The 19,343-nt window shown below is 69.3% G+C and carries 28 protein-coding genes and 1 pseudogene; 8 read left to right on the plus strand and 21 right to left on the minus strand.

Going from position 1 to position 19,343, the window contains the following annotated elements:
* Positions 1–36 precede the first annotated feature (36 nt).
* Positions 37–1,290, minus strand: coding sequence for an NAD(P)/FAD-dependent oxidoreductase (locus BHU06_RS21285; protein WP_070401236.1), 1,254 nt, complete (start codon positions 1,288–1,290; stop codon positions 37–39).
* A 276-nt stretch (positions 1,291–1,566) separates the two neighbouring features.
* Here BHU06_RS21285 and BHU06_RS21290 point away from each other — a divergent pair, with 276 nt between their 5' ends.
* The 3 genes from BHU06_RS21290 to BHU06_RS21300 all read left to right on the plus strand — a co-directional run bounded on the left by BHU06_RS21290 (position 1,567) and on the right by BHU06_RS21300 (position 3,915).
* The gene (locus BHU06_RS21290) at positions 1,567–2,301 is read left to right on the plus strand and encodes a GntR family transcriptional regulator (RefSeq protein WP_070401237.1); all 735 of its coding nucleotides are present in this window, start codon (positions 1,567–1,569) and stop codon (positions 2,299–2,301) included.
* A gap of 10 nt (positions 2,302–2,311) precedes the next feature.
* Positions 2,312–3,001, plus strand: a complete 690-nt coding sequence (locus BHU06_RS21295) for an AraC family transcriptional regulator (protein WP_070401238.1) — start codon at positions 2,312–2,314, stop codon at positions 2,999–3,001.
* Between the two features lie 71 nt (positions 3,002–3,072).
* On the plus strand, positions 3,073–3,915 hold the full coding sequence (locus tag BHU06_RS21300; protein ID WP_070401239.1) for a DMT family transporter: 843 nt from the start codon (positions 3,073–3,075) through the stop codon (positions 3,913–3,915).
* A 7-nt stretch (positions 3,916–3,922) separates the two neighbouring features.
* Here BHU06_RS21300 and ptsP read toward each other — a convergent pair whose 3' ends face one another.
* The 5 genes from ptsP to BHU06_RS21325 all read right to left on the minus strand — a co-directional run bounded on the left by ptsP (position 3,923) and on the right by BHU06_RS21325 (position 8,233).
* Complete coding sequence (ptsP, locus tag BHU06_RS21305; RefSeq protein ID WP_070401240.1) at positions 3,923–5,668, minus strand: phosphoenolpyruvate--protein phosphotransferase; 1,746 nt, start codon at positions 5,666–5,668, stop codon at positions 3,923–3,925.
* 82 nt (positions 5,669–5,750) lie between these two features.
* A complete protein-coding gene (locus tag BHU06_RS21310) occupies positions 5,751–6,020 on the minus strand; it encodes an HPr family phosphocarrier protein (RefSeq protein ID WP_070401241.1) in 270 nt (89 codons plus the stop codon).
* Positions 5,989–6,435 carry a PTS sugar transporter subunit IIA gene (locus tag BHU06_RS21315; protein WP_070401242.1) on the minus strand — a complete coding sequence of 149 codons (447 nt, stop codon included), beginning with the start codon at positions 6,433–6,435 and terminating at the stop codon, positions 5,989–5,991. The genes BHU06_RS21310 and BHU06_RS21315 overlap by 32 nt, the downstream gene beginning before the upstream one ends.
* Positions 6,432–7,703, minus strand: a complete 1,272-nt coding sequence (locus BHU06_RS21320; protein WP_070401243.1) for an MFS transporter — start codon at positions 7,701–7,703, stop codon at positions 6,432–6,434. The genes BHU06_RS21315 and BHU06_RS21320 overlap by 4 nt, the downstream gene beginning before the upstream one ends.
* Positions 7,700–8,233: a hypothetical protein gene (locus BHU06_RS21325; RefSeq protein WP_070401244.1), complete on the minus strand. Its 534-nt coding sequence runs from the start codon at positions 8,231–8,233 to the stop codon at positions 7,700–7,702. Before BHU06_RS21325 ends, BHU06_RS21320 begins: the two co-directional genes overlap by 4 nt.
* Positions 8,234–8,301: 68 nt before the next feature.
* On the opposite strand from BHU06_RS21325, the gene BHU06_RS21330 reads away from it, so the two are divergent.
* Both BHU06_RS21330 and BHU06_RS21335 read left to right on the plus strand, forming a co-directional pair.
* A complete protein-coding gene (locus tag BHU06_RS21330; RefSeq protein ID WP_070401245.1) occupies positions 8,302–9,567 on the plus strand; it encodes a CaiB/BaiF CoA-transferase family protein in 1,266 nt (421 codons plus the stop codon).
* A 6-nt stretch (positions 9,568–9,573) separates the two neighbouring features.
* On the plus strand, positions 9,574–9,978 hold the full coding sequence (locus BHU06_RS21335; protein ID WP_070401246.1) for a thioredoxin fold domain-containing protein: 405 nt from the start codon (positions 9,574–9,576) through the stop codon (positions 9,976–9,978).
* Positions 9,979–9,985: 7 nt separating this feature from the next.
* Here the strand turns inward: BHU06_RS21335 and BHU06_RS21340 are convergent, their stop codons facing one another.
* On the minus strand, positions 9,986–10,690 hold the full coding sequence (locus BHU06_RS21340; RefSeq protein WP_070401247.1) for a DUF4197 domain-containing protein: 705 nt from the start codon (positions 10,688–10,690) through the stop codon (positions 9,986–9,988).
* Positions 10,691–10,757: 67 nt separating this feature from the next.
* Between BHU06_RS21340 and BHU06_RS21345 the strand changes: the two genes are divergently transcribed.
* A complete protein-coding gene (locus BHU06_RS21345) occupies positions 10,758–11,273 on the plus strand; it encodes a TlpA disulfide reductase family protein (RefSeq protein WP_070401248.1) in 516 nt (171 codons plus the stop codon).
* 73 nt (positions 11,274–11,346) lie between these two features.
* Here BHU06_RS21345 and BHU06_RS21350 read toward each other — a convergent pair whose 3' ends face one another.
* Positions 11,347–11,799, minus strand: coding sequence for a cytochrome c (locus BHU06_RS21350; protein WP_070401249.1), 453 nt, complete (start codon positions 11,797–11,799; stop codon positions 11,347–11,349).
* 136 nt (positions 11,800–11,935) lie between these two features.
* On the opposite strand from BHU06_RS21350, the gene BHU06_RS21355 reads away from it, so the two are divergent.
* The gene (locus BHU06_RS21355; RefSeq protein WP_070401250.1) at positions 11,936–12,604 is read left to right on the plus strand and encodes a cytochrome b/b6 domain-containing protein; all 669 of its coding nucleotides are present in this window, start codon (positions 11,936–11,938) and stop codon (positions 12,602–12,604) included.
* Positions 12,605–12,706: 102 nt separating this feature from the next.
* Entirely contained in the window at positions 12,707–13,204 is a 498-nt protein-coding gene (locus tag BHU06_RS21360; RefSeq protein ID WP_070401251.1) for a GNAT family N-acetyltransferase, read from the plus strand.
* A gap of 1 nt (position 13,205) precedes the next feature.
* On the opposite strand, the gene BHU06_RS21365 is transcribed toward BHU06_RS21360, so the two are convergent.
* The 13 genes and pseudogenes from BHU06_RS21365 to BHU06_RS22230 form a co-directional block, all read right to left on the minus strand.
* On the minus strand, positions 13,206–13,715 hold the full coding sequence (locus tag BHU06_RS21365) for a peroxiredoxin (RefSeq protein ID WP_070401252.1): 510 nt from the start codon (positions 13,713–13,715) through the stop codon (positions 13,206–13,208).
* A gap of 94 nt (positions 13,716–13,809) precedes the next feature.
* The gene (gene rpsQ, locus BHU06_RS21370; protein ID WP_070401253.1) at positions 13,810–14,079 is read right to left on the minus strand and encodes a 30S ribosomal protein S17; all 270 of its coding nucleotides are present in this window, start codon (positions 14,077–14,079) and stop codon (positions 13,810–13,812) included.
* 10 nt (positions 14,080–14,089) lie between these two features.
* Complete coding sequence (gene rpmC / locus BHU06_RS21375; protein WP_070401254.1) at positions 14,090–14,290, minus strand: 50S ribosomal protein L29; 201 nt, start codon at positions 14,288–14,290, stop codon at positions 14,090–14,092.
* A 16-nt stretch (positions 14,291–14,306) separates the two neighbouring features.
* Entirely contained in the window at positions 14,307–14,723 is a 417-nt protein-coding gene (gene rplP, locus BHU06_RS21380) for a 50S ribosomal protein L16 (RefSeq protein WP_070401255.1), read from the minus strand.
* Between the two features lie 2 nt (positions 14,724–14,725).
* On the minus strand, positions 14,726–15,604 hold the full coding sequence (gene rpsC, locus BHU06_RS21385) for a 30S ribosomal protein S3 (RefSeq protein ID WP_070401256.1): 879 nt from the start codon (positions 15,602–15,604) through the stop codon (positions 14,726–14,728).
* 13 nt (positions 15,605–15,617) lie between these two features.
* Positions 15,618–15,953 carry a 50S ribosomal protein L22 gene (rplV, locus tag BHU06_RS21390; RefSeq protein WP_009519300.1) on the minus strand — a complete coding sequence of 112 codons (336 nt, stop codon included), beginning with the start codon at positions 15,951–15,953 and terminating at the stop codon, positions 15,618–15,620.
* Between the two features lie 9 nt (positions 15,954–15,962).
* Positions 15,963–16,238: a 30S ribosomal protein S19 gene (gene rpsS / locus BHU06_RS21395; RefSeq protein WP_070401257.1), complete on the minus strand. Its 276-nt coding sequence runs from the start codon at positions 16,236–16,238 to the stop codon at positions 15,963–15,965.
* A gap of 12 nt (positions 16,239–16,250) precedes the next feature.
* Positions 16,251–17,075, minus strand: a complete 825-nt coding sequence (gene rplB / locus BHU06_RS21400; RefSeq protein ID WP_070401258.1) for a 50S ribosomal protein L2 — start codon at positions 17,073–17,075, stop codon at positions 16,251–16,253.
* 2 nt (positions 17,076–17,077) lie between these two features.
* On the minus strand, positions 17,078–17,392 hold the full coding sequence (gene rplW, locus BHU06_RS21405) for a 50S ribosomal protein L23 (RefSeq protein ID WP_070401259.1): 315 nt from the start codon (positions 17,390–17,392) through the stop codon (positions 17,078–17,080).
* A complete protein-coding gene (gene rplD / locus BHU06_RS21410) occupies positions 17,389–18,012 on the minus strand; it encodes a 50S ribosomal protein L4 (RefSeq protein ID WP_070401260.1) in 624 nt (207 codons plus the stop codon). The genes rplW and rplD overlap by 4 nt, the downstream gene beginning before the upstream one ends.
* Positions 18,012–18,686 carry a 50S ribosomal protein L3 gene (gene rplC / locus BHU06_RS21415; protein ID WP_070401261.1) on the minus strand — a complete coding sequence of 225 codons (675 nt, stop codon included), beginning with the start codon at positions 18,684–18,686 and terminating at the stop codon, positions 18,012–18,014. Before rplC ends, rplD begins: the two co-directional genes overlap by 1 nt.
* 196 nt (positions 18,687–18,882) lie before the next feature.
* On the minus strand, positions 18,883–19,200 hold the full coding sequence (rpsJ, locus tag BHU06_RS21420) for a 30S ribosomal protein S10 (protein WP_070401262.1): 318 nt from the start codon (positions 19,198–19,200) through the stop codon (positions 18,883–18,885).
* 12 nt (positions 19,201–19,212) lie between these two features.
* Positions 19,213–19,343: pseudogene (locus BHU06_RS22230) on the minus strand (elongation factor Tu); the annotation flags it as partial.

A 19,343-nucleotide genomic window follows, 5' to 3' on the forward strand; every position in this document is an offset into this window, starting at 1 on the left:
GCTCCGTGGGGAAGAGGAAAAGAGGCGAAAGGGGGTTCAGGCCGCAGCGCCCAGCGCGGCCATCGCGGCCTTGAGGTCGCTGTCCGGGTCGGCCAGGACCTGGGGCGACAGGCGCGCGCCCGCCGCGATGAGCTGGCGGCTCAACAGGTGTTCGCCCGGGCGGTTGACGCTGTGCGCGGCCGCGACCGCGCCGTCTCGCAGGTAGAAAACGCTGAAGCGCCCGCTGGCGGGCTCGCCGCGCACCACGGCCTCGTCGTCGGCCCGGGCCACGCCGGCCATCTGGAACTTGAGGTCAAACTGGTCGCTCCAGAACCAGGGCACGGCGGTGTTGGGGCGGGGCTGGCCGACCAGCAGGCTGGCGGCGGCGCGCGCACCGTCGGTGGCGGCCTGGATGGATTCGTGCCGCACGCGCGGCGCGCCGGGCGCGGGCGCCACGGCGGCCACGTCGCCGGCCGCCAGCACGCCCTCGGCCGAGGTGCGGCCCAGCGGGTCGGTGACGATGCCGTTGTCCACCGTCAAGCCGGCGTCGCGCGCGAGCTCGCTGTTGGGCCAGACGCCAATGCCCAGCACCACCAGATCGCAGTCGATGCGCTGGCCATCGGCCAGCTCGACGGCGGCCACGCGGCCGTTGGCGCCCAACAGGCCGCGCACGCCGCGCCCGGTCAGCACCCGCACGCCGCGCTGGCGGTGCGCGTCTTCCACGAAGGCCGCCATGCGCTCGGGCAGGCTGCGCGCCAGCAGGCGCGGCTGGGTCTCGACCACGCAGACCTCGGCGCCGCGCGCGCGCAGCGCGGCCGCCACCTCCAGGCCGATGAAGCCGCCGCCGATCACGCAGACCGAGCGCGCGGACGCGGCGGCCTCGGCCACGCGCAGCGCGTCGTCCAGGGTGCGCAAGGGCAGCACGCCGTCCAGTTCGGCGCCGGGCAGCGACAGGGCGCGGGCGCGCGCGCCGGTGGTGAGCGCGAGCCAGCCGTGCTCGAGCACGCTGCCGTCGTCCAGCGTGAGGCGGCGCGCCGCCAGGTCCAGCGCGGCGACGCGGCGGCCCAGGCAGAGCCCGATGCGCTTCTGGGCGTAGAACTCGGGCGCGCGCAGCCAGAGCTGGTCCACCGTGGCCTTGCCGGTGAGCAGGCCTTTGGACAGTGGCGGGCGCTGGTAGGGCGGGTGGGGCTCATCGCCGACGATGAGGATGTCCTCCTCGAAACCCAGCTCGCGCGCGCTGCTGGCGAGCTGCAGTCCGGCGTAGGAGGCGCCGACGATGACCAGGGGCCGGGTCGTTGTGCTGCGGGTCATGGGCTCACTCCGGTTCGGGGGTATCGGGGCGCCGCATTGTATGCAAGTGAATTCATCAAACCAACACAGTCGGACAAACAGGCGACAAGCGAACGATGTAGATGGAGAAATAAAGGGTTAACCCGTATTTGATTGGCACCAATTTGGAGCAATCAACTGGCTTTCAAAATCAATCTCAACTCATTGCATGCAGCTTGCATGCCAACTCATCGCCGCGGCGTGCATTCGCGGCCGGCTCTCCTAGAATTCCCCGCCCGCATCCCCCTGTTCAACCGCATGGACTCCCAACAATCCCGCGTGCTGGTGCAGCTGCGCGACCTGATCCTCAAAGGCGAGTTCGTGCCGGGCGAGCGCCTGGCCGAGATCCCGCTGGCCGAGAAGCTCGGCGCCTCGCGCACGCCGGTGCGCCTGGCGCTGGCCAGCCTGGAGCACGAAGGCCTGATCGAGCCTTCGCCCACGGGGGGCTACCAAATGCGCCGCTTCACCTCGCAGCAGATCGCCGACGCGATCCGCGTGCGCGGCCTCATCGAGGGTTTCGCCGCCCGCCTGCTGGCCGAGGAAGGCGCACCGCGCCAGCTGCTGCGCGAGCTGCACGAATGCCTGGAGCGCGGCGACCAGACGGTCAACAAGCCGACCATGGAGCTGGACGACTACACGGCCTACGTCGAGGCCAACGACCGCTTCCACCAACTCATCATGGACGGCTGCGGCAACTCGGTGCTGCGCCGGATCATGGACATGCTGGACGCCATGCCCTTCGCCTCGCCCAGCTCCATGCTGCCCATGCAGTCGTCCATGGAAGAGGGCCAGCAATGGATGCGTCTGGCCCAGCGCACGCACCACGCCATGGTGCAGGCCATCGAGCGCGGCCAGGGCTCGCGCGCCCAGGCCCTCGGTGAAGAGCACGTGGAGATCGCGCGCATGAACCTCGACTACGCGCTGGAGCGACCCGAACTCGCCACGCGGCTGATGCCCGGCATGCGGCTGGTGGCCACCAAGAACAAGGCCTGAGGGCACCCCCATGGGCCGCACCGCCTCCGCCCGCGACCACCTGAGCGTGCGCGCCTACGGCGCCTCGCATGGCTGCCACGACCACGGGCATTTCCAGATCCTGGTCGGCCTGGAGGGCGCGCTCGAACTGGAGATCGCGGGCCGCGGGCAGCGCATCGCCGCGGGCGACGGCTGCATCGTGCCGCCGGGCGAGCGCCACGACTTCGAGGCGCGCCAGGGCGCGCGCTGCCTGGTGCTGGACAGCCACGCCAGCGACTGGGCCCTGGCCACGGCCAGGCCCACGGCCGCCACGCAGGCGCTCGCGCGCTACCTCGCCGAGGCCTGCGCGCGTGGCCTGCCCCGCGCCCAGGCCCTGGGCCCCGCCCTGCTGCTGGAGAGCTGGCTGCCCGACGGCGCCGCGCCCCGGCGCGCGCGCCGCGCGATCGACTGGTCCGCGCTGGCCGACTGGGCGCGCACGCGCTGGGCGCACGAGGCCATCGAGGTGGCCGATCTGGCCGCGCGCGCGCACCTGAGCCCGGCGCAGTTCGCCGCCCGCTGCCGCGAGGAGCTGGGCCTGAGCACGCAGCGCTGGCTGCGCGGGCTGCAGCTCGAGCAGGCGCGCCGGCTGCGCGCCCAGGGCCTGCCCGTGGCCGAGGCCGCGCGGCGCAGCGGCTACCGCTCGCCCTCGGCGCTCACGGCGGCGCTGCGCCGCCGCGCCTGAGCCGCGCCTGAGCCGCGCCGCGCGACGATGGACCCGCGCCGCGCGACGGCGTGCCGCGCGATGATCGCGGGATGCGTTCCGCCAACCTGCTCGCCCTGGGCGCGATCGTGCTGTGGGCCTCGCTCGCCGCGCTCGGCGTGGCCCTCTCCCACGTGCCGCCCTTTCTGCTGACCGGCCTCGGCCTGCTCGTCGGCAGCCTGATCGCCTTGCCGCTGTCGCGCTTCGACCTGCGCCGCTGGCGCGTGCCACCGAGCACGCTGGCGCTGGGCATCTACGGCCTGTTCGGCTTTCACTTCCTGCTGTTCATCGCCCTGCGCCACGCACCACCGGTGCAGGCCAACCTCATCAACTACCTCTGGCCATTGGGCATCGTGGTGATGGCGCCGCTGATCCTGCCGGGCGTGCGCCTGGGCGCGCGCCACCTGATCGCCGCGCTGATCGGTTTCGCGGGCGCCGCCTTGGCCATCCTCGGCCGCGCCGAGGGAGGCGCTGGCACCGCCTGGGCCTGGGGCTACCTGCCGGCGCTGGGCTCGGCGTTCATCTGGGCCACCTACTCGCTGCTCACCCAGCGCGTGACGCCCTTCCCCACGGCCGCCATCGGTGGCTTCGCCGCGGCGTCAGGCGCGTTGTCGCTGCTGTGCCACGCGGCGCTGGAGCCCCCGGTGGCGCTGTCGGCTCGGGATGGGGCGCTGATCGCGCTGCTGGGCCTGGGCCCACTGGGTGGCGCCTTCTTCCTGTGGGACGCGGCACTCAAGCGCGGCGACGCACGCCAGATCGGCGTGCTGAGCTTTCTCACGCCACTGCTGTCGACCTGCACTTTGCTGGCGGTGCGCGGCGAATGGCCCGGTGCCTCGGTGCTGGTGGCGGCCGCCATGATCGTGGGCGCGGCGGTATTGGCCACGCGCGCGCGCTGAGACCGCCTCAGTCGACCAGCAGCGCGGCCGGGTCGTCGGACTGCAGCACGGTCTGCGCCCAGGCGACCAGCTTGCCCGTGTCGCTGCGCAGGATCTGCTGCTTGACCGCGAGGATGCGCGAGGGGTGCATGGAGAAGCTGCGCAGCCCCAGGCCCAGCAGCAAGCGCGTGAGCGTCACGTCACCCGCCATCTCGCCGCACACGCTCACGCCCTTGCCCTGGGCGCGCGCCTGCGCGATGGTGCTGGCCACCAGCTGCAGCACCGCCGGGTGCAGCGGGTCGTACAGGTGCGACACGGCCTCGTCGGCGCGGTCGATGGCCAGGGTGTACTGGATCAGGTCGTTGGTGCCGATCGACAGGAAGTCGAAGTGGCGCAGGAACAGCGGGATGGTCAGCGCCGCCGCGGGCACCTCGATCATGGCGCCGAGCCGCACCTCGCCGAAGGGCACGTCGGCCACGGTGAGCTGGTCGCGCGCGCGGTTCACCAAAGCCAGGGTCTGGCGGATCTCGCTCGCGTGCGCGAGCATGGGAATGAGCAGGTTGACCGGTCCGTGCGCGGCCGCGCGCAGGATGGCGCGCAGCTGCTCGAGGAACATGGCGGGATCGGCCAGGCTCCAGCGGATGGCGCGCAGGCCCAGGGACGGGTTGAGGTGGTCGTCGCCGCGCGCGGCGCTGCGGTCCAGCGGCTTGTCGGCGCCCACGTCCACGGTGCGGATGGTGACCGGCAGGCCCTGCATGCCCTCGACGGCGCGGCGGTAGGCGCGGTACTGCTCCTCCTCGTCGGGCAGGCGGCCGTTGCGGCCCATGAAGAGGAATTCGCTGCGGAACAGGCCAACGCCAGCGGCACCGGCCTTGAGCGCGCCCACCACGTCGTCGGGCTGCTCGATGTTGGCCAGCAGCTCGATCTTCTGGCCGTCCAGCGTGACGGCCGGCGTGTTCTTCAACCGCGAGAGCTTCTCGCGCTCGACCTCGCCCTGGCGCTGCTTGTAGCCGTACTCGGCCAGCACGATGGGCGAGGGATCGACCACCACCACGCCGGCGTCGCCGTCGATCACCACCCAGTCGTCCTGGCGGATCAGGTGGCTGGCCGAGCGCGCGCCCACCACGGCCGGGATGTCCAGGCTGCGCGCCACGATGGCGGTGTGGCTGGTCTTGCCACCGACGTCGGTGACGAAGCCGGCGAACACGCTCTGCTTGAATTGCAGCATGTCGGCCGGCGAAAGGTCGTGCGCAATGAGCACCAGCGGCTCGTCCTCGCTCGCGCGCGCGGCCGCGACGGCGGGTGCGGCGATCGGCGTGGCCTGGCCGCGCATCACGCGCAGCATGCGGTCCACCAGTTGCTCCAGGTCGGCCTTGCGCTCGCGCAGGTAGGGGTCTTCCATCTCGTCGAACTGGCGCGAGATGACCTCCAGCTGCGTGGTCAGGGCCCATTCGGCGTTGTAGTGCCGGTCCTGCACCCAGTGCTTCACGCCGTCGGTGAGCTGCTCGTCCTGCAGCAGCATGAGGTGCACGTCGAGCAGTGCCGCGAGCTCGGGGTGGGCATCGACCTGGCCCAGGCCAACCAGGCCCTGCTGCACGCGCAGGATCTCCTCGGCCACCGCCTTGCGCGCCTGGCGCAGGCGCTCGATCTCGCCCTCCACCTCGTGCGCCGCGATGAGGCGGTGCGCCACGTCCACGCGGCTGGCGGCGACGATCACGGCCCGCCCGATGGCCACGCCTCGGGACACGGCGAGACCATGAACGGAGAACGTCATGTGTCGCCGCCGGAGCGCCTCAAGGCGAAGCCGCGCCCTCGGGGACCCCTGGCCCGCGAAGCGGCAGCGCGTGGGGGCCTCTTCATTCGCCCTCGCCGAACTTGTCGTTGATGAGGGCCAGCAGCGCGTCCATCGCGGCGCGCTCGTCGCTGCCGTCGGTCTCGATGTCCACCGTGCTGCCCAGTCCCGCGGCCAGCATCATCACGCCCATGATGCTCTTGGCGTTGACGCGGCGTTCGCCGCGCGACATCCAGACATCGCTGATGAAGGTGCCCGCCAGCTTGGTGAGCTTGGCCGAGGCGCGGGCGTGCAGGCCCAGCTTATTGCTGATGGTCGCGGTGGTCTTGATCATGCGGGGATCGTCGGGCCTGGTTTTGCGGAGCGGTCACGGCCACCTGCATCACGCCCTGCGTGGCACCGATGATGGCGCGCGAGATCAGCGCGTCGAGCGACTCGTGGCGGTAGCTCACGGTGCGCAGCAGCATGGGCAGGTTCACGCCGCAGACGAGCTTGCTGCGCACGCCGTCGATGAGGCGCTGGGCCACGTTGCAGGGCGTGGCGCCGAACATGTCGGTGACCACCAGGGTCTGCGGACGGGCCATCTGGGCCAGCAACGCGCGCGCCTGGGCCAGGGTTTCTTCGGGCGGCACGTTGGGCTGCACGTCCAGCGCCACCACCGCGTCCTGCGCGTCGGGAAAGACATGCAGTACGCACTGCCGCAGGGCCGAGGCCAGCGGGGCGTGCGCGATCAGCAGAATGCCGTTCATGGGCGCAGTGTAGCGGCGCGGTCCCGCTCGATGCGGCGCCAGCCGCGCCAGAACAGCCCGTAGGCCGCCACGCAGCACAGCGCGAACAGGGCCACCGCGCCGCGGTAGCGGTGGGGCTCGCTCCAGCCGAAAACGTCCAACGCGTCGATCGCCAGGCCGATGCCCCACTGCAGCACGAATACGCCGGCGAAGATGACCAGGTTGTAGGCCGACAGCGCGCGGCCCGCGGCCTGCGGCGGCAGGGCCAGGGCCACGGCGGGCTGCGACAGCGCCACGAAGGTGGAGCTGACGCAGAACAGCGCCCAGAGCAGCCAGCCCGCGCGCGGGCCGAGCCAGGCGATGGCCACGATCACCACCAGGCTGATGGGCAGGCCCCAGCCGATCAGCGACTCGGGCCGGATGCCGCGGCGCGCCAGGTGCGGGTTGACCACGCCCCAGGTCCAGAAGGACGCGAGCATGCTGAGGTTGATGGCGAACAGGCCCATGGCGGCCTCGTCCGGCGTGTAGCCGGCGACCTTGACCATCCAGGGCCCGGCCCACAGCGCCTGCACGGCCACCATGCCGCCGTAGTTCATGAAGCCCACGGGCACCATGGTGCGGAAGTAGTGGTCGCGCCAGATGAGTCCGTAGCCGCCATCGGGCGAACCGGCGGCCGGCGCGGGCGCGTTCGCGTGCCGCGTCCACGCCGGCACCGACCAGGCCAGCGCCGCCATGGACAGCACGAACAGCAGGGCCAGCGCCCAGAACAGGCCGCGCCAGCCGATCACCGGCAGCAGCCATTGCACCGGCAGCGTGGACGCCACCATGCCCATGGAGCCGGTCATCAGCATCCAGGAGTTGGTGCGCAGCTGTACGGCGGGGCTGAACCAGCGGCGAAAGCCCGTGAGCGGCGCCATGAGGCAGGCGCTGAGCCCCATGCCGGTGAGCACGCGCGCGGCCAGCAGGCTGTAGAAGCTGTCCGCCAGCGCGAAGGCCACGCTGCCCGCGACGGCCATGGCCAGGAAGGCCAGCACCACGCGCTTGGGGCCGTGGTGGTCGAGCCAGCGGCCCATGGGCAGCTGCGTGAGCGCGAAACCGAAGAAATAGCCGCCCGCGAGCAGGCCCAGGTGGCCCGGCGTGAGCGAGAGCTCCGCGCTCAGCGTGGGCGAGAGCGTGGCCGTGATCGCGCGCACCAGGGCCGACAGGAAATACGTGCCGGCAAAGACGAGGAACACCGTCACCGCCACGCGGGGGGTGAGCAGTTCGTCGTGGGCGCTGGAAACGCTCATGGCAGGCGGACTCCCTCGAAGAAGGTGGCGGCGAGCTCGGGCTCGATGGCGCGGCCGTAGATGGCCGCGTGCAGCAGCTGGCCGCCCCGCATGGCGTGCAGGGCGCGCACCTGGACGGGCTCACCGCCCGGGCTGCGCCCACTGGCCTGCAGGCCGAGCGCGCGGTCGCTGCCCGGCACGCCAGCCGGCCAGGACGCGGCGGGGTCGTCGGCCAGGGCCGGGTCGGCCTGCACCGCCAGCAGCGTGGCGCGGCGCCAGGCCTCGAGCGCCAGCGCCGCGCGCGCGGCATCGCCCGCGTCGACCCAGGCCACGGCGAAGGTCAGGCCGCCGGTGTCGCAGCTGAGCATGTGCAGCGTGGCGTTCAGGCCGCCCAGCGGCACCTCGCGCTCGGCGCGCTCGGGCTTGCAGGGCAGCAGGGCCTCCACGGGTGCGCCGTCCGCGCGCACGGTGCGCCAGTTGAAGGTGGGGGTGCAGGCGGCGATGAGCAGCAGCCCGGTCAGGGCGCCGGCGAGTCGTCGGGAACGGGTCATGGAACTGGACGGGGCCGGTCCGCGGGGCGCGGCACCGGAGGCGCGAGGGTCTCGCGCACAATGCACGGATGAATGCTCTGGATGGTATCCGCATCCTCGATTGCTCGCGGGTCCTCGCCGGCCCGTGGTGCACCCAGACCCTGGCCGACCTGGGCGCCGACGTAGTGAAGGTGGAGCGCCCGCGCGGGCCCAGCCACCCCGGCGGCGACGACACGCGCGGCTGGGGCCCGCCCTTCCTGCGCGGACGCGACGGCCAGGACACCGCCGAGGCCGCCTACTACCTGGGCGCCAACCGCAACAAGCGCTCCATCACCTGCGACCTCTCGGTGCCCGCCGGACAGGCACTGATCCGCGAGCTGGCCGCCCGGGCCGACGTGTTCGTGGAGAACTACAAGGTGGGCGACATGGCGCGCTACGGGCTGGACTTCGCCGCGCTGCGCGCGCTCAACCCGCGCCTGGTCTATTGCTCCATCACCGGCTTCGGCCAGACCGGCCCTTACAAGGACCGCGCGGGCTACGACTACGCGGTGCAGGGCATGGGCGGCCTCATGAGCATCACCGGCGAGCGCGACGACCTGCCCGGCGGCGGCCCGCAGAAGGTGGGCGTGGCCGTGGCCGACCTGTTCACCGGGCTGTACGCGACCGTCGCCATCCAGGCCGCGCTGCGCCACGCCGAGCGCACCGGCGAAGGCCAGCACATCGACATGGCCCTGCTCGACACGCAGGTGGCCATGCTGGCCAACCTGGGCGCCAACTACCTGGTGCGCGGCCGCGCCGACGGGAAGGTGCCGGGCCGCGCGGGCAACGCGCACGCCAACATCGTGCCCTACCAGGTGTTCGAGGTCGCGCCCGACGGCAGCGGCCAGGCGCAGCACATCATCCTGGCCGTGGGCAACGACGGCCAGTTCGCCAAGTTCTGCGACGTCGCCGGCCGCCCCGAACTGGCCCGCGACGAGCGCTTCGCGCGCAACCAGAACCGCGTGCGCCACCGCGCCGTGCTGGTGCCCCTGCTGGAGGCCGTGATGAAGACGCGCGGCAAGGCCGACTGGCTGGCCGCCCTGGAAGCCGCCAAGGTGCCCTGCGGCCCCATCAACGACCTGGCCGAGGTGTTCGCCGACCCGCAGGTGCGCGAGCGCGGCATGGTCCACACTTGGGAACACCCGCTGGCCGGCGCCATGGATCTGGTCGCCAGCCCCATCAAGATGAGCGCCACCCCCGTGCGCAATCACCGCCCGCCGCCGCTGCTGGGCCAACACACCGAAGAGGTGCTCGCCGAGTGGCTGGGCGCCGACGCCGCGCGCCTCGCGCAACTCCGCGGCAGCGGAGCGATCTGAACCGCCATGGCCTACCAACCCCTGCCCACCCCAAAATCGCTGCGCGCCGCGGCCGACGCCACGGCCGCGCGCGGCGAACCCCTGGTGGTGATGATCACGCTGCGCGGCTGCGTCTATTGCGAGCTGGTGCGCAACAGCTACCTGCACCCGCTCATGCGCGAGGGTCGGCTGATCGCCGTGCAGCTCGACTTGCAGGACAAGGCCACCGCCATCCAGGACTTCGGCGGCCGCACCACCACGCCGGCCGCCCTGGCCGAGGAATGGCGGGTGCGCCTGACGCCCACGGTCTTTTTCTTCGGCCCCGAGGGCCGCGAACTGGCCGAGCGGCTGGAGGGCGTGACCTCCACCGACTTCTACGGCAGCTACCTGGACGAGCGACTGGAGTCGGCGCGAAAAGCCCTCAAACGATAGCGCACACTCACTTCAAGGAGCCGAACACCTTCTTGAGAATGTCGCTGCCCGTGCCCACCGGGTCCTGGCGGATCTTGCGCTCCTCCTCGCCGATGATGGTGTAGAGGCCGTCGAGCGACTTGCCGGTGACGTAGCGCTCGATGTTCGCGTCCTCCTTTTTCACCAGCCCGAAGCCGGAGGCTTTCTCGGCCACGCGGTTGTAGCTGCGCGCCAGGCCCACCTTCTGGGTGGTTTTCGTGACCACGGGCAAGAATTTTTCGCCCAGCGGGGCGCGCGTCTTGTCGGCGAAGAAACGGGTGACGGAGTCGTCGCCGCCCGTCAGGATGTTCTTGGCGTCGGTCACGCTCATGGACTTTACCGCGCCGACCAGCAGGTCCTTGCCCAGGGGCACCGCCTGCTCGGCGGCACGGTTCATGCCGGTGATGAGCTCGTCCACCCGCTTGCCCTGGCCAGCGAAGCTGAGCAGCTTGGCCGCGTCTTCCAGATAACCGGGCAGGGGAATCCGAACTTTCGGGTTGCCGAGGAATCCATCCGCCTTGCCCAGCAAAGCCACGGCGGCCAGCGCGCCTTTTTCGAGCGCGGTGCGAATGCCGGCCGCGGCGTCCTTGTCCGTCAGGTCCGACAGGGACAATGCCCAGGCCTGGCGCTGGGCGGCGACAATCAGCAATCCCACGCTGCCCAGGGACAGGTGATGAAACTGGCGGCGTTGCATGTGGGTGCTCCCTCGCGTTGATCCGAGGCGGGCACTGTAGATGGTGAAGCAGGAAATGACAAACCCGATGACCAAGAGGCCCGAACCGAACCGCCGCCAGGTGTTGGGCGCGGGCCTGGCGCTGGGCGCCACCGGCGTGTTCGGCCTGAGCGGCTGCGCGGGCCGCGAGGCCGCGCCGGATTCCACCTTCGTGCTGCTCGACGGCAGCCAGGCCCGCACGGCCGACCTGCAGGGCAAGGTCACCCTGGTGAACTTCTGGGCCACCACCTGCGTGACCTGCGTGAAGGAAATGCCCGCGCTCGTGGCCACCCACCAGAAATACGCGCCGCGCGGCTACGAGACCATGGCCGTGGCCATGAGCTACGACCCGCCGGCCTGGGTGGTGAACTTCGTGCAGTCGCGCCAGCTGCCGTTCAAGGTCGCGCTGGACAACACCGGCGAAATCGCCAAGGCCTGGGGCGACGTGAAGCTCACGCCCACCACCTACCTGCTCGACAAGCAGGGCCGCATCGTCAAGCGCTACGTGGGCGAACCCGAGATGGACGCGCTTCACAAGCTGATCGAGGAACTGCTGGCGGCCTGAGCGCGGCGCGCGGGTCCTCAAAAAGAAAGGCCGGGATCCCCCGGCCTTTTTTGCTGGGCGCGGGGCGCCGCGCTCAGTTCTTGCGGAAGTCGTCGTGGCAGGCCTTGCAGCTCGCACCGGCTGCGCCGAAAGCGGCCTTGATCTGGTCCAGGTTGCCGGTCTTGGCGGCCGCGTTCAGCTTGGCGACTTCGCCCATCATCTTCTCGCTCGCCGCCTTGAACTTGGCCTGCTCGGTCCAGACGGCGGGCTCGGCCCGTGTGTCGCCCCTGTCGGTGCCGGGGCCGAAGGCCTCCCAGGGCAGCTTGCTCATGGTCTCCGCGATGGCCGCGCTCTCGGCCGCCACCTTGGCGTCGAAAGGCACACGGCCGTTGGCCATGGCGCCGACCCGGCCGAAGTGCGCGGCCAGCACCGTGAACGAGGCCTTGCGGTACTTCACGGCGTCCTCGGGTTTCTGGAACTGGGCCATGGCCGGGGCGGCCAGGGCGCTGGCGGCCAGCGCCAGGACGAGCGGAGCGACTGTCTTCATTGAATCTCCTGTGGGGATGTTGAACGCCGGCTCTGCAGGCCGGCGCTCGCTGAGGTTGCCACGACGGGTAAAGTTCCGTTGAACCGATCCGGCATTTCCCGATCCACCGCTCGGTCGTCACCCACGCTTCGCCAACATGCACACCATCCGCATCTGGGACCTGCCCACCCGACTGTTCCACTGGCTGCTCGCGCTCTGCGTGATCGGGCTCATCACCACCGGCACCCTCGGTGGCGCCTGGATGGAGTGGCATCTGCGGCTGGGCTACGCCGTGCTGGCGCTGCTGCTGTTCCGGCTGGTGTGGGGCTTCCTGGGCGGGCGCTGGTCGCGCTTCGCCAGCTTCGTCTACTCGCCGCGCTCGCTGCTGCGCTACCTGCGTGGTCGCGCGCCCCTGGAGCACACCGCCGGCCACACGCCCCTGGGCGCGCTGTCGGTGTTCGCCCTGCTGCTGGCCCTGGCGGCCCAGGTGGGCAGCGGCCTCATGAGCGACGACGAGATCGCCACCTTCGGGCCGCTGGCGCGCTTCGTCTCGGGCGAGACGGTCTCGGCCGCCACCGGCTTCCACAAGGACGTGGGCCAGTACCTGGTGATCGGCCTGCTGGTGCTGCATCTGCTGGCCATCGCCTGGTACCTGTTCGTGAAGCGCCAGCCACTGGTCCAACCCATGCTGAAGGGAGACAAGCAGTTGCCCGCGCCCCTGCCGCCCTCGCGCGACGGCCGTTGGGACCGGGCGCTCGCCGGTGCCTTGCTGGGGGTGTGTTCGGCCTTCGTGGCCTGGCTGGTCAGCGTGGGCTACGCGCCCTGACGACCTGGCCCGCCGCGGCGCTGGCTGGCCCCGCTCGGGCGGATTGACTTATATTGCCGGTTCGCCCTCCCCCTGCGGCCCCGCCGGCCGCCCCCCGAACCCATGCCCGAGACGCCTTCAGCCGCCATTGAACTGCGGCTGGCCGAATCCCCCGACGACATCCTGGCGGTGCGCGCCTTGTTCCTGGACTACCAGGCATCGCTGGACGTGGACCTGTGCTTCCAGGGCTTCCAGGACGAACTGGCGAAGCTGCCCGGCGACTACGCCCCACCCGGCGGCGCGCTGCTGTTGGCCCTGGTGGACGGTGCGCCCGCCGGCTGCTGCGCCCTGCGCCCGCTGCCCAGCGCCGACCACCCCGACGCCTGCGAGATGAAGCGCCTGTTCGTGCGCCCCGCCTTTCGCGGCTTCGGTCTGGGGCGGCTGCTGGTCGACCGCATCCTGATGCTCGGACAGATGGGTGGCTACGCCACCATGCTGCTCGACACCCTGTCGGACATGGAGGCGGCGCGCGCGCTCTACCAGGACAGCGGCTTCGTCGAGATCGCGCCGTACTACCACAACCCCTTGCAGGGCGCGCACTACCTCAAGGTCGATCTCTGAATCAGGCCGCCTTGGCCTGGGCCAGCAGCGTGCCGGCGTCGCTCACCTCGAACTTGCCCGGCGCCTCGATGTTGAGCGTCTTGACCACGCCGTCCTTCACGAGCATGGAATAGCGGTTGCTGCGCAGGCCCATGCCGCGCGCGGTCAGGTCCAGCGTCAGGCCCGTGGCCTTGGTGTAGTCGGCGCTGCCGTCGCCCAGCATGCGCACCACGCCGGTGGTTTTCTGGTCGCGCGCCCAGGCGCCCATCACGAAGGCATCGTTCACGCTGATGCACCAGATCTCGTCCACGCCGGCGGCCTTGAGGTCGGCCGCCTGCTGCACGAAGCCCGGCACGTGCTTGGCCGAGCAGGTGGGCGTGAAGGCGCCCGGCAGCGCGAAGATGGCAATGGTCTTGCCCGCGGCGGCCTTCTGCACGTCGACCGGGTTCGGGCCGATGCTGCAGCCATTGCCTTCGACCTCGCTGTACTCCATCAGCGTGCCGGCGGGCAGCTTGTCTCCGACCTTGATCATGGTTTCTCCTGTTCGGTTGGGGGCTGAAAACAAAAAAGCGACCGGATTGTCGGTCGCTTTTTTGATGCGCGCTGCGCAGGTCCGGGAAACGGACTCAGACGATGGCGGCTTTCTGCACCAGACGGCTGGCCACCCAGTTCTTGGTCTTGGAAATCGGGCGGCTCTCGGTGATCTCGATCAGGTCACCCAGCTTGTACTCGCCCTTTTCGTCGTGGGCGTGGTACTTGCTGGACTTGATCACGATCTTGTCGTAGATCGGGTGCTTGACGCGGCGCTCGACCAGGACCGTCACGGTCTTGGCGCGCTTGTCGCTCACCACCTTGCCGACCAGGGTGCGCTTGAGGGCGGTTTTGGCTTCGGTCATGGTTGGCTCCTTACTTGGCGGCTGCGCGCTGCTTCTCGGCCAGGATGGTCTTGGCGCGAGCGATCGCACGGCGGGTGTCGCCCAGCGTGGCGGTGTTGTTGAGTTGTTGCGTGGCCTTCTGCATGCGCAGATTGAAGTGGGCCTTCTGCAGCGACTTGATCTCGGCCTCGAGGCCGGCCGCGTCCTTCTGGCGCAGTTCTTCAGTATTCATAACGTGTTCTCCTGAATCACTGGCCCAGCAGGCGCGTCACGAACGTGGTGCGCAGCGGAAGTTTGGCGGCGGCCAGAGCGAAGGCCTCGCGGGCGAGCGCTTCGGGCACACCCACGATTTCGTACAGCACCTTGCCGGGCTGGATCTCGGCCACGTAGTACTCGACCGAACCCTTGCCGTTGCCCATACGGACTTCGGCGGGTTTCTGCGAGATCGGCTTGTCCGGGAACACACGGATCCAGATGCGGCCACCACGCTTGACGTGACGGGAGATCGCGCGGCGCGCGGCCTCGATCTGGCGGGCCGTGATGCGGCCACGGTCGGTGGCTTTCAGGCCGAAGTCGCCGAAGGCAACGGTGGCGCCGCTGGTGGCGACGCCGGTGTTACGGCCCTTCTGCTCCTTGCGGTACTTGCGACGAGCGGGTTGCAACATGTTTATTCTCCTTTGCCGTCCGCAGCTGCAGGTGCGGGTGCGTCTTTGCGTACGCGCTTAACGGCGGGTTTGGAATCACCACCCGTGGCTTCGGCGGGCTTGTCGCTGCCATCGGCCGGGGCGGTGTTGGTGCCACGGCGCACGGCGGCGCGGGCGGTCGGGCCGGCCGGGCGCTCGCTGCGCTCACGGCGCGGACCACGCGGGCGGCGCTCTTCTTCGGCGCGCGGCTCGGCCACCACGGGGGCGTCGTTGCGGCCCAGGGTGTCGCCCTTGTAGACCCACACCTTCACGCCGATGACGCCATAGGTCGTCTTGGCTTCGGAGGTGCCGTAGTCGATGTCGGCGCGCAGGGTGTGCAGGGGCACACGGCCTTCGCGGTACCACTCGGTGCGGGCGATCTCGATGCCGTTCAGGCGACCGGCGCTCATGATCTTGATGCCCTGGGCACCGAGGCGCATGGCGTTCTGCATCGCGCGCTTCATGGCGCGGCGGAACATGATGCGCTTCTCGAGCTGCTGGGTGATCGAGTCGGCGATCAGCTTGGCATCGATTTCGGGCTTGCGCACTTCTTCGATGTTCACAGCCACAGGCACGCCGAGCTTGGCGGCCAGTTCCTTCTTCAGCTTCTCGATGTCCTCGCCCTTCTTGCCGATCACCACGCCCGGACGCGCCGAGTAGATGGTGATGCGGGCGTTCTTGGCGGGGCGCTCGATGACCACGCGCGACACAGCGGCGTTCTTGAGCTTGGCCTTCAGGTACTCACGCACCTTGATGTCTTCGGCCAGCATGCCCGCGAAGTCGCGGTTGCTGGCGTACCAGCGGCTGGCCCAGTTGCGCGAGACGGCCAGGCGGAAGCCGGTCGGGTTGATTTTCTGTCCCATGTTCCTGTGCCTCTCAGTTGCCGACCGTCACGTAGATGTGACACGTGGGTTTGCTGATGCGGTTGCCACGGCCTTTGGCGCGAGCCTCGAACCGTTTGAGCGTCGTGCCTTGTTCGACGTAGATCGTCTTGACGCGCAGCTCGTCGATGTCGGCACCGTCGTTGTGCTCGGCATTGGCGATGGCGGACTCCAGGGCTTTCTTGACGATGCCGGCGGCCTTCTTCTGGGTGAAGGTCAGGATGTTCAGGGCCTGGTCGACCTTCTTGCCGCGAATCAGGTCGGCCACGAGGCGGCCTTTGTCCACCGACAGGCGCACGCCACGGACGACAGAGCGGGTTTCCGTACTCATGGTGGTTCCTTACTTCTTGGCTTTCTTGTCGCCCGGATGCCCCTTGAAGGTGCGCGTCAGGGAGAACTCGCCGAGCTTGTGACCGACCATCTGGTCGGTGATGTACACGGGCACGTGCTGCTTGCCGTTGTGCACGGCGATGGTCAGGCCGATGAACTCGGGCAGGACCATCGAGCGGCGCGACCAGGTCTTGACCGGCTTCTTGTCCTTGGTGGCCTGGGCCTTCTCGACCTTGGCCATCAGGTGGTGGTCCACGAAAGGACCCTTTTTGAGCGAACGAGTCATGTGGTCAACCCCTTACTTCTTGCGACGCGAGACGATCATCGACTGCGTGCGGCGGTTGTTGCGGGTACGGTAACCCTTGGTGAGGTTGCCCCACGGATCCACCGGAGCGCGGCCTTCGCCGGTCTTGCCCTCACCACCACCGTGCGGGTGGTCGATCGGGTTCATCGCGGTGCCGCGAACGGTCGGGCGGATGCCCATGTGGCGCACGGCACCGGCCTTGCCGATCTGGCGCAGGCTGTGCTCGGTGTTGGAGACCTCGCCGATGGTGGCGCGGCAGTCCACGTGGATCTTGCGCACTTCGCCCGAGCGCATGCGCACCTGGGCGTAGATGCCTTCGCGGGCCAGCAGCACGGCCGAGGCACCGGCCGAACGCGCCATCTGCGCGCCCTTGCCGACCTGCAGCTCGATGCAGTGGATCGTCGAACCCACGGGGATGTTGCGGATCGGCAGGGTGTTGCCCACGCGGATCGGCGACTCCGAGCCCGACAGCAGCGTGGCGCCCACCTCGACGCCGCGCGGCGCGATGATGTAGCGGCGCTCGCCGTCGGCGTAGCACAGCAGCGCGATGTGCGCGGTGCGGTTCGGGTCGTACTCGATGCGCTCGACCTTCGCCGGGATGTTGTCCTTGTTGCGGCGGAAGTCGACCACGCGGTAGTGGTGCTTGGCACCACCGCCCTTGTGGCGCGTCGTGATGTGGCCGTTGTTGTTGCGGCCGGCCTTCTGGAACTGGGGCTCCAGCAGCGGCGCGTAACCGGCACCCTTGTGCAGGTTTTCGCGCGTGACCTTCACCATGCCGCGACGGCCTGGCGAGGTCGGTTTCATCTTGATGACAGCCATGATTACGCGGCCTCCCCACCGAAGTTGAGTTCCTGACCGGGCATCAGCGTGACATAGGCCTTGCGCACATGGTCGCGGCGGCCGATGGTCTTGCCAAAGCGCTTGGTCTTGCCCTTCTGGTTCACGACCGACACACCCTTGACCTGCACCTTGAACATCAGCTCAACGGCGGCTTTGATCTCGGGCTTGGTGGCGTCGCGCAGCACCTTGAAGAGCACGGCATTGGATTGTTCGGCGGCCTGGGTGGCCTTCTCGGACACGATCGGTGCCACGAGGACCTGCATCAGGCGACCTTCGTCGAATTGGGCGGTGCTCATGCGAACATCTCCTTGAGCTGGTCGATCGCCGCCTTGGTGACGATCACTTGCTTGTAGTGCACCAGCGACAGCGGGTCGGCGTAACGGGGCTCGACCACCAGCACGTTGACCAGGTTGCGCGAAGCCAGGTACAGGTTCTCGTCGACTTCGTCAGCGATCACGAGCACCGACGACTTCAGGTTCATCGCCTTGAACTTGTCGGCCAGCTGCTTGGTCTTGGGCGAATCGACCTTGATCGACTCGACCACGGACAGACGGCCTTCACGGACCAGCTGCGAGAAGATGGACGCCATGCCGGCGCGGTACATCTTCTTGTTGAGCTTCTGGGTGAAGTTCTCGTCGGGGCTGTTCGGGAAGATGCGACCGCCCCCACGCCACAGCGGCGAGGAGGTCATGCCGGCGCGAGCGCGGCCGGTGCCCTTCTGCTTGAACGGCTTCTTGGTCGAGTGCTTGACCATCTGGCGGTCTTTTTGAGCACGCGTGCCTTGACGGGCGTTCGCTTGGTACGCCACCACGAGCTGGTGGATCAGGGCTTCGTTGTAGTCACGACCAAACACGGTCTCGGGCACGTCCAGCTTGGACGCGGCCTGGCCCTGGTCGTTGAGGAGTTCGACTTGCATCAGTTCGCTCCTTTGGCGGCGCTGGCCTTGACGGCGGGACGCACGGTGACGAAACCGCCCTTGGCACCGGGCACGGCACCACGGATCAGCAGCAGCTGACGGGCTTCGTCGATGCGCACGATGTCGAGGTTCTGGATGGTCTTGGTGACGTCGCCGAGGTGGCCCGTCATCTTCTTGCCCGGGAACACGCGGCCCGGGTCTTGCGCCATGGAGATCGAGCCCGGCACGTTGTGCGAACGGCTGTTGCCGTGCGACGCGCGCTGCGAGGCGAAGTTGTGGCGCTTGATGGTGCCCGCGAAGCCCTTGCCGATCGAGGTGCCTTGCACGTCGACCTTCTGGCCTTGCGAGAACAGCTTGTTGACATCGACCACGTCGCCCGGCTTGTACTGGGCGGCAACCTCGGCGGTCACGCGGAATTCGATGATGAGTTCACCGGCTTCGACGCCGGCCTTGGCCAGGTGGCCGGCCACCGGCTTGGTGACGCGGGAGGCGCGGCGCTTGCCGAAGGTGACTTGCAGCGCGTCGTAGCCGTCGTTGGCCTGGGTTTTGACCTGGGTGACGCGGTTGTTCGACACGTCGACCACCGTGACAGGCACTGCGTCCCCGTCATCGGTGAACAGGCGCATCATGCCCACCTTGCGGCCCAACAACCCGAGGGAGTTGCTCAGACTCATTGTTTTCTCCGTTCCCGACTTCAATTGGCCGGGGCTGATGGTGCGCGACCCGAAGGCCGCGCCTGAATGGCGAGCACCAGGGTGCCGACGCCACGAAATATCCGGCCCAAAAGCCGGAAAGCCCGCCAGTATAGCCAGCGGGCTTTCCTTGTGCAAGTCCGCCGGGCGAAAACCCGGCAAACCAGGGCCCCTGGCCTTACTGCAGCTTGATCTCGACGTCCACGCCGGCCGGCAGGTCGAGCTTCATGAGCGCGTCCACCGTCTTGTCGGTCGGGTCCACGATGTCCATCAGGCGCTGATGGGTGCGGATCTCGAGCTGGTCGCGGCTGGTCTTGTTGACGTGCGGCGAACGCAGGATGTCGAAGCGGCGCATGCGCGTCGGCAGGGGCACGGGACCCCGGACGATGGCGCCGGTGCGCTTGGCGGTTTCGACGATCTCGGCGGCCGATGCGTCGATCAGCTGGTAGTCGAAGGCCTTGAGGCGGATGCGGATCTTCTGTTTGGTGGCAGCCATGGACACCGCTCCTTATTCGATGATCTTGGCCACGACGCCGGCGCCGACGGTGCGGCCGCCTTCGCGGATGGCAAAGCGCAGGCCTTCTTCCATGGCGATGGGCGCGATCAGCTTGACGGTGATCGACACGTTGTCGCCGGGCA

This window comes from Hydrogenophaga sp. PML113 (genome assembly GCF_001777155.1).
Lineage (GTDB): Bacteria > Pseudomonadota > Gammaproteobacteria > Burkholderiales > Burkholderiaceae_C > Hydrogenophaga > Hydrogenophaga borbori.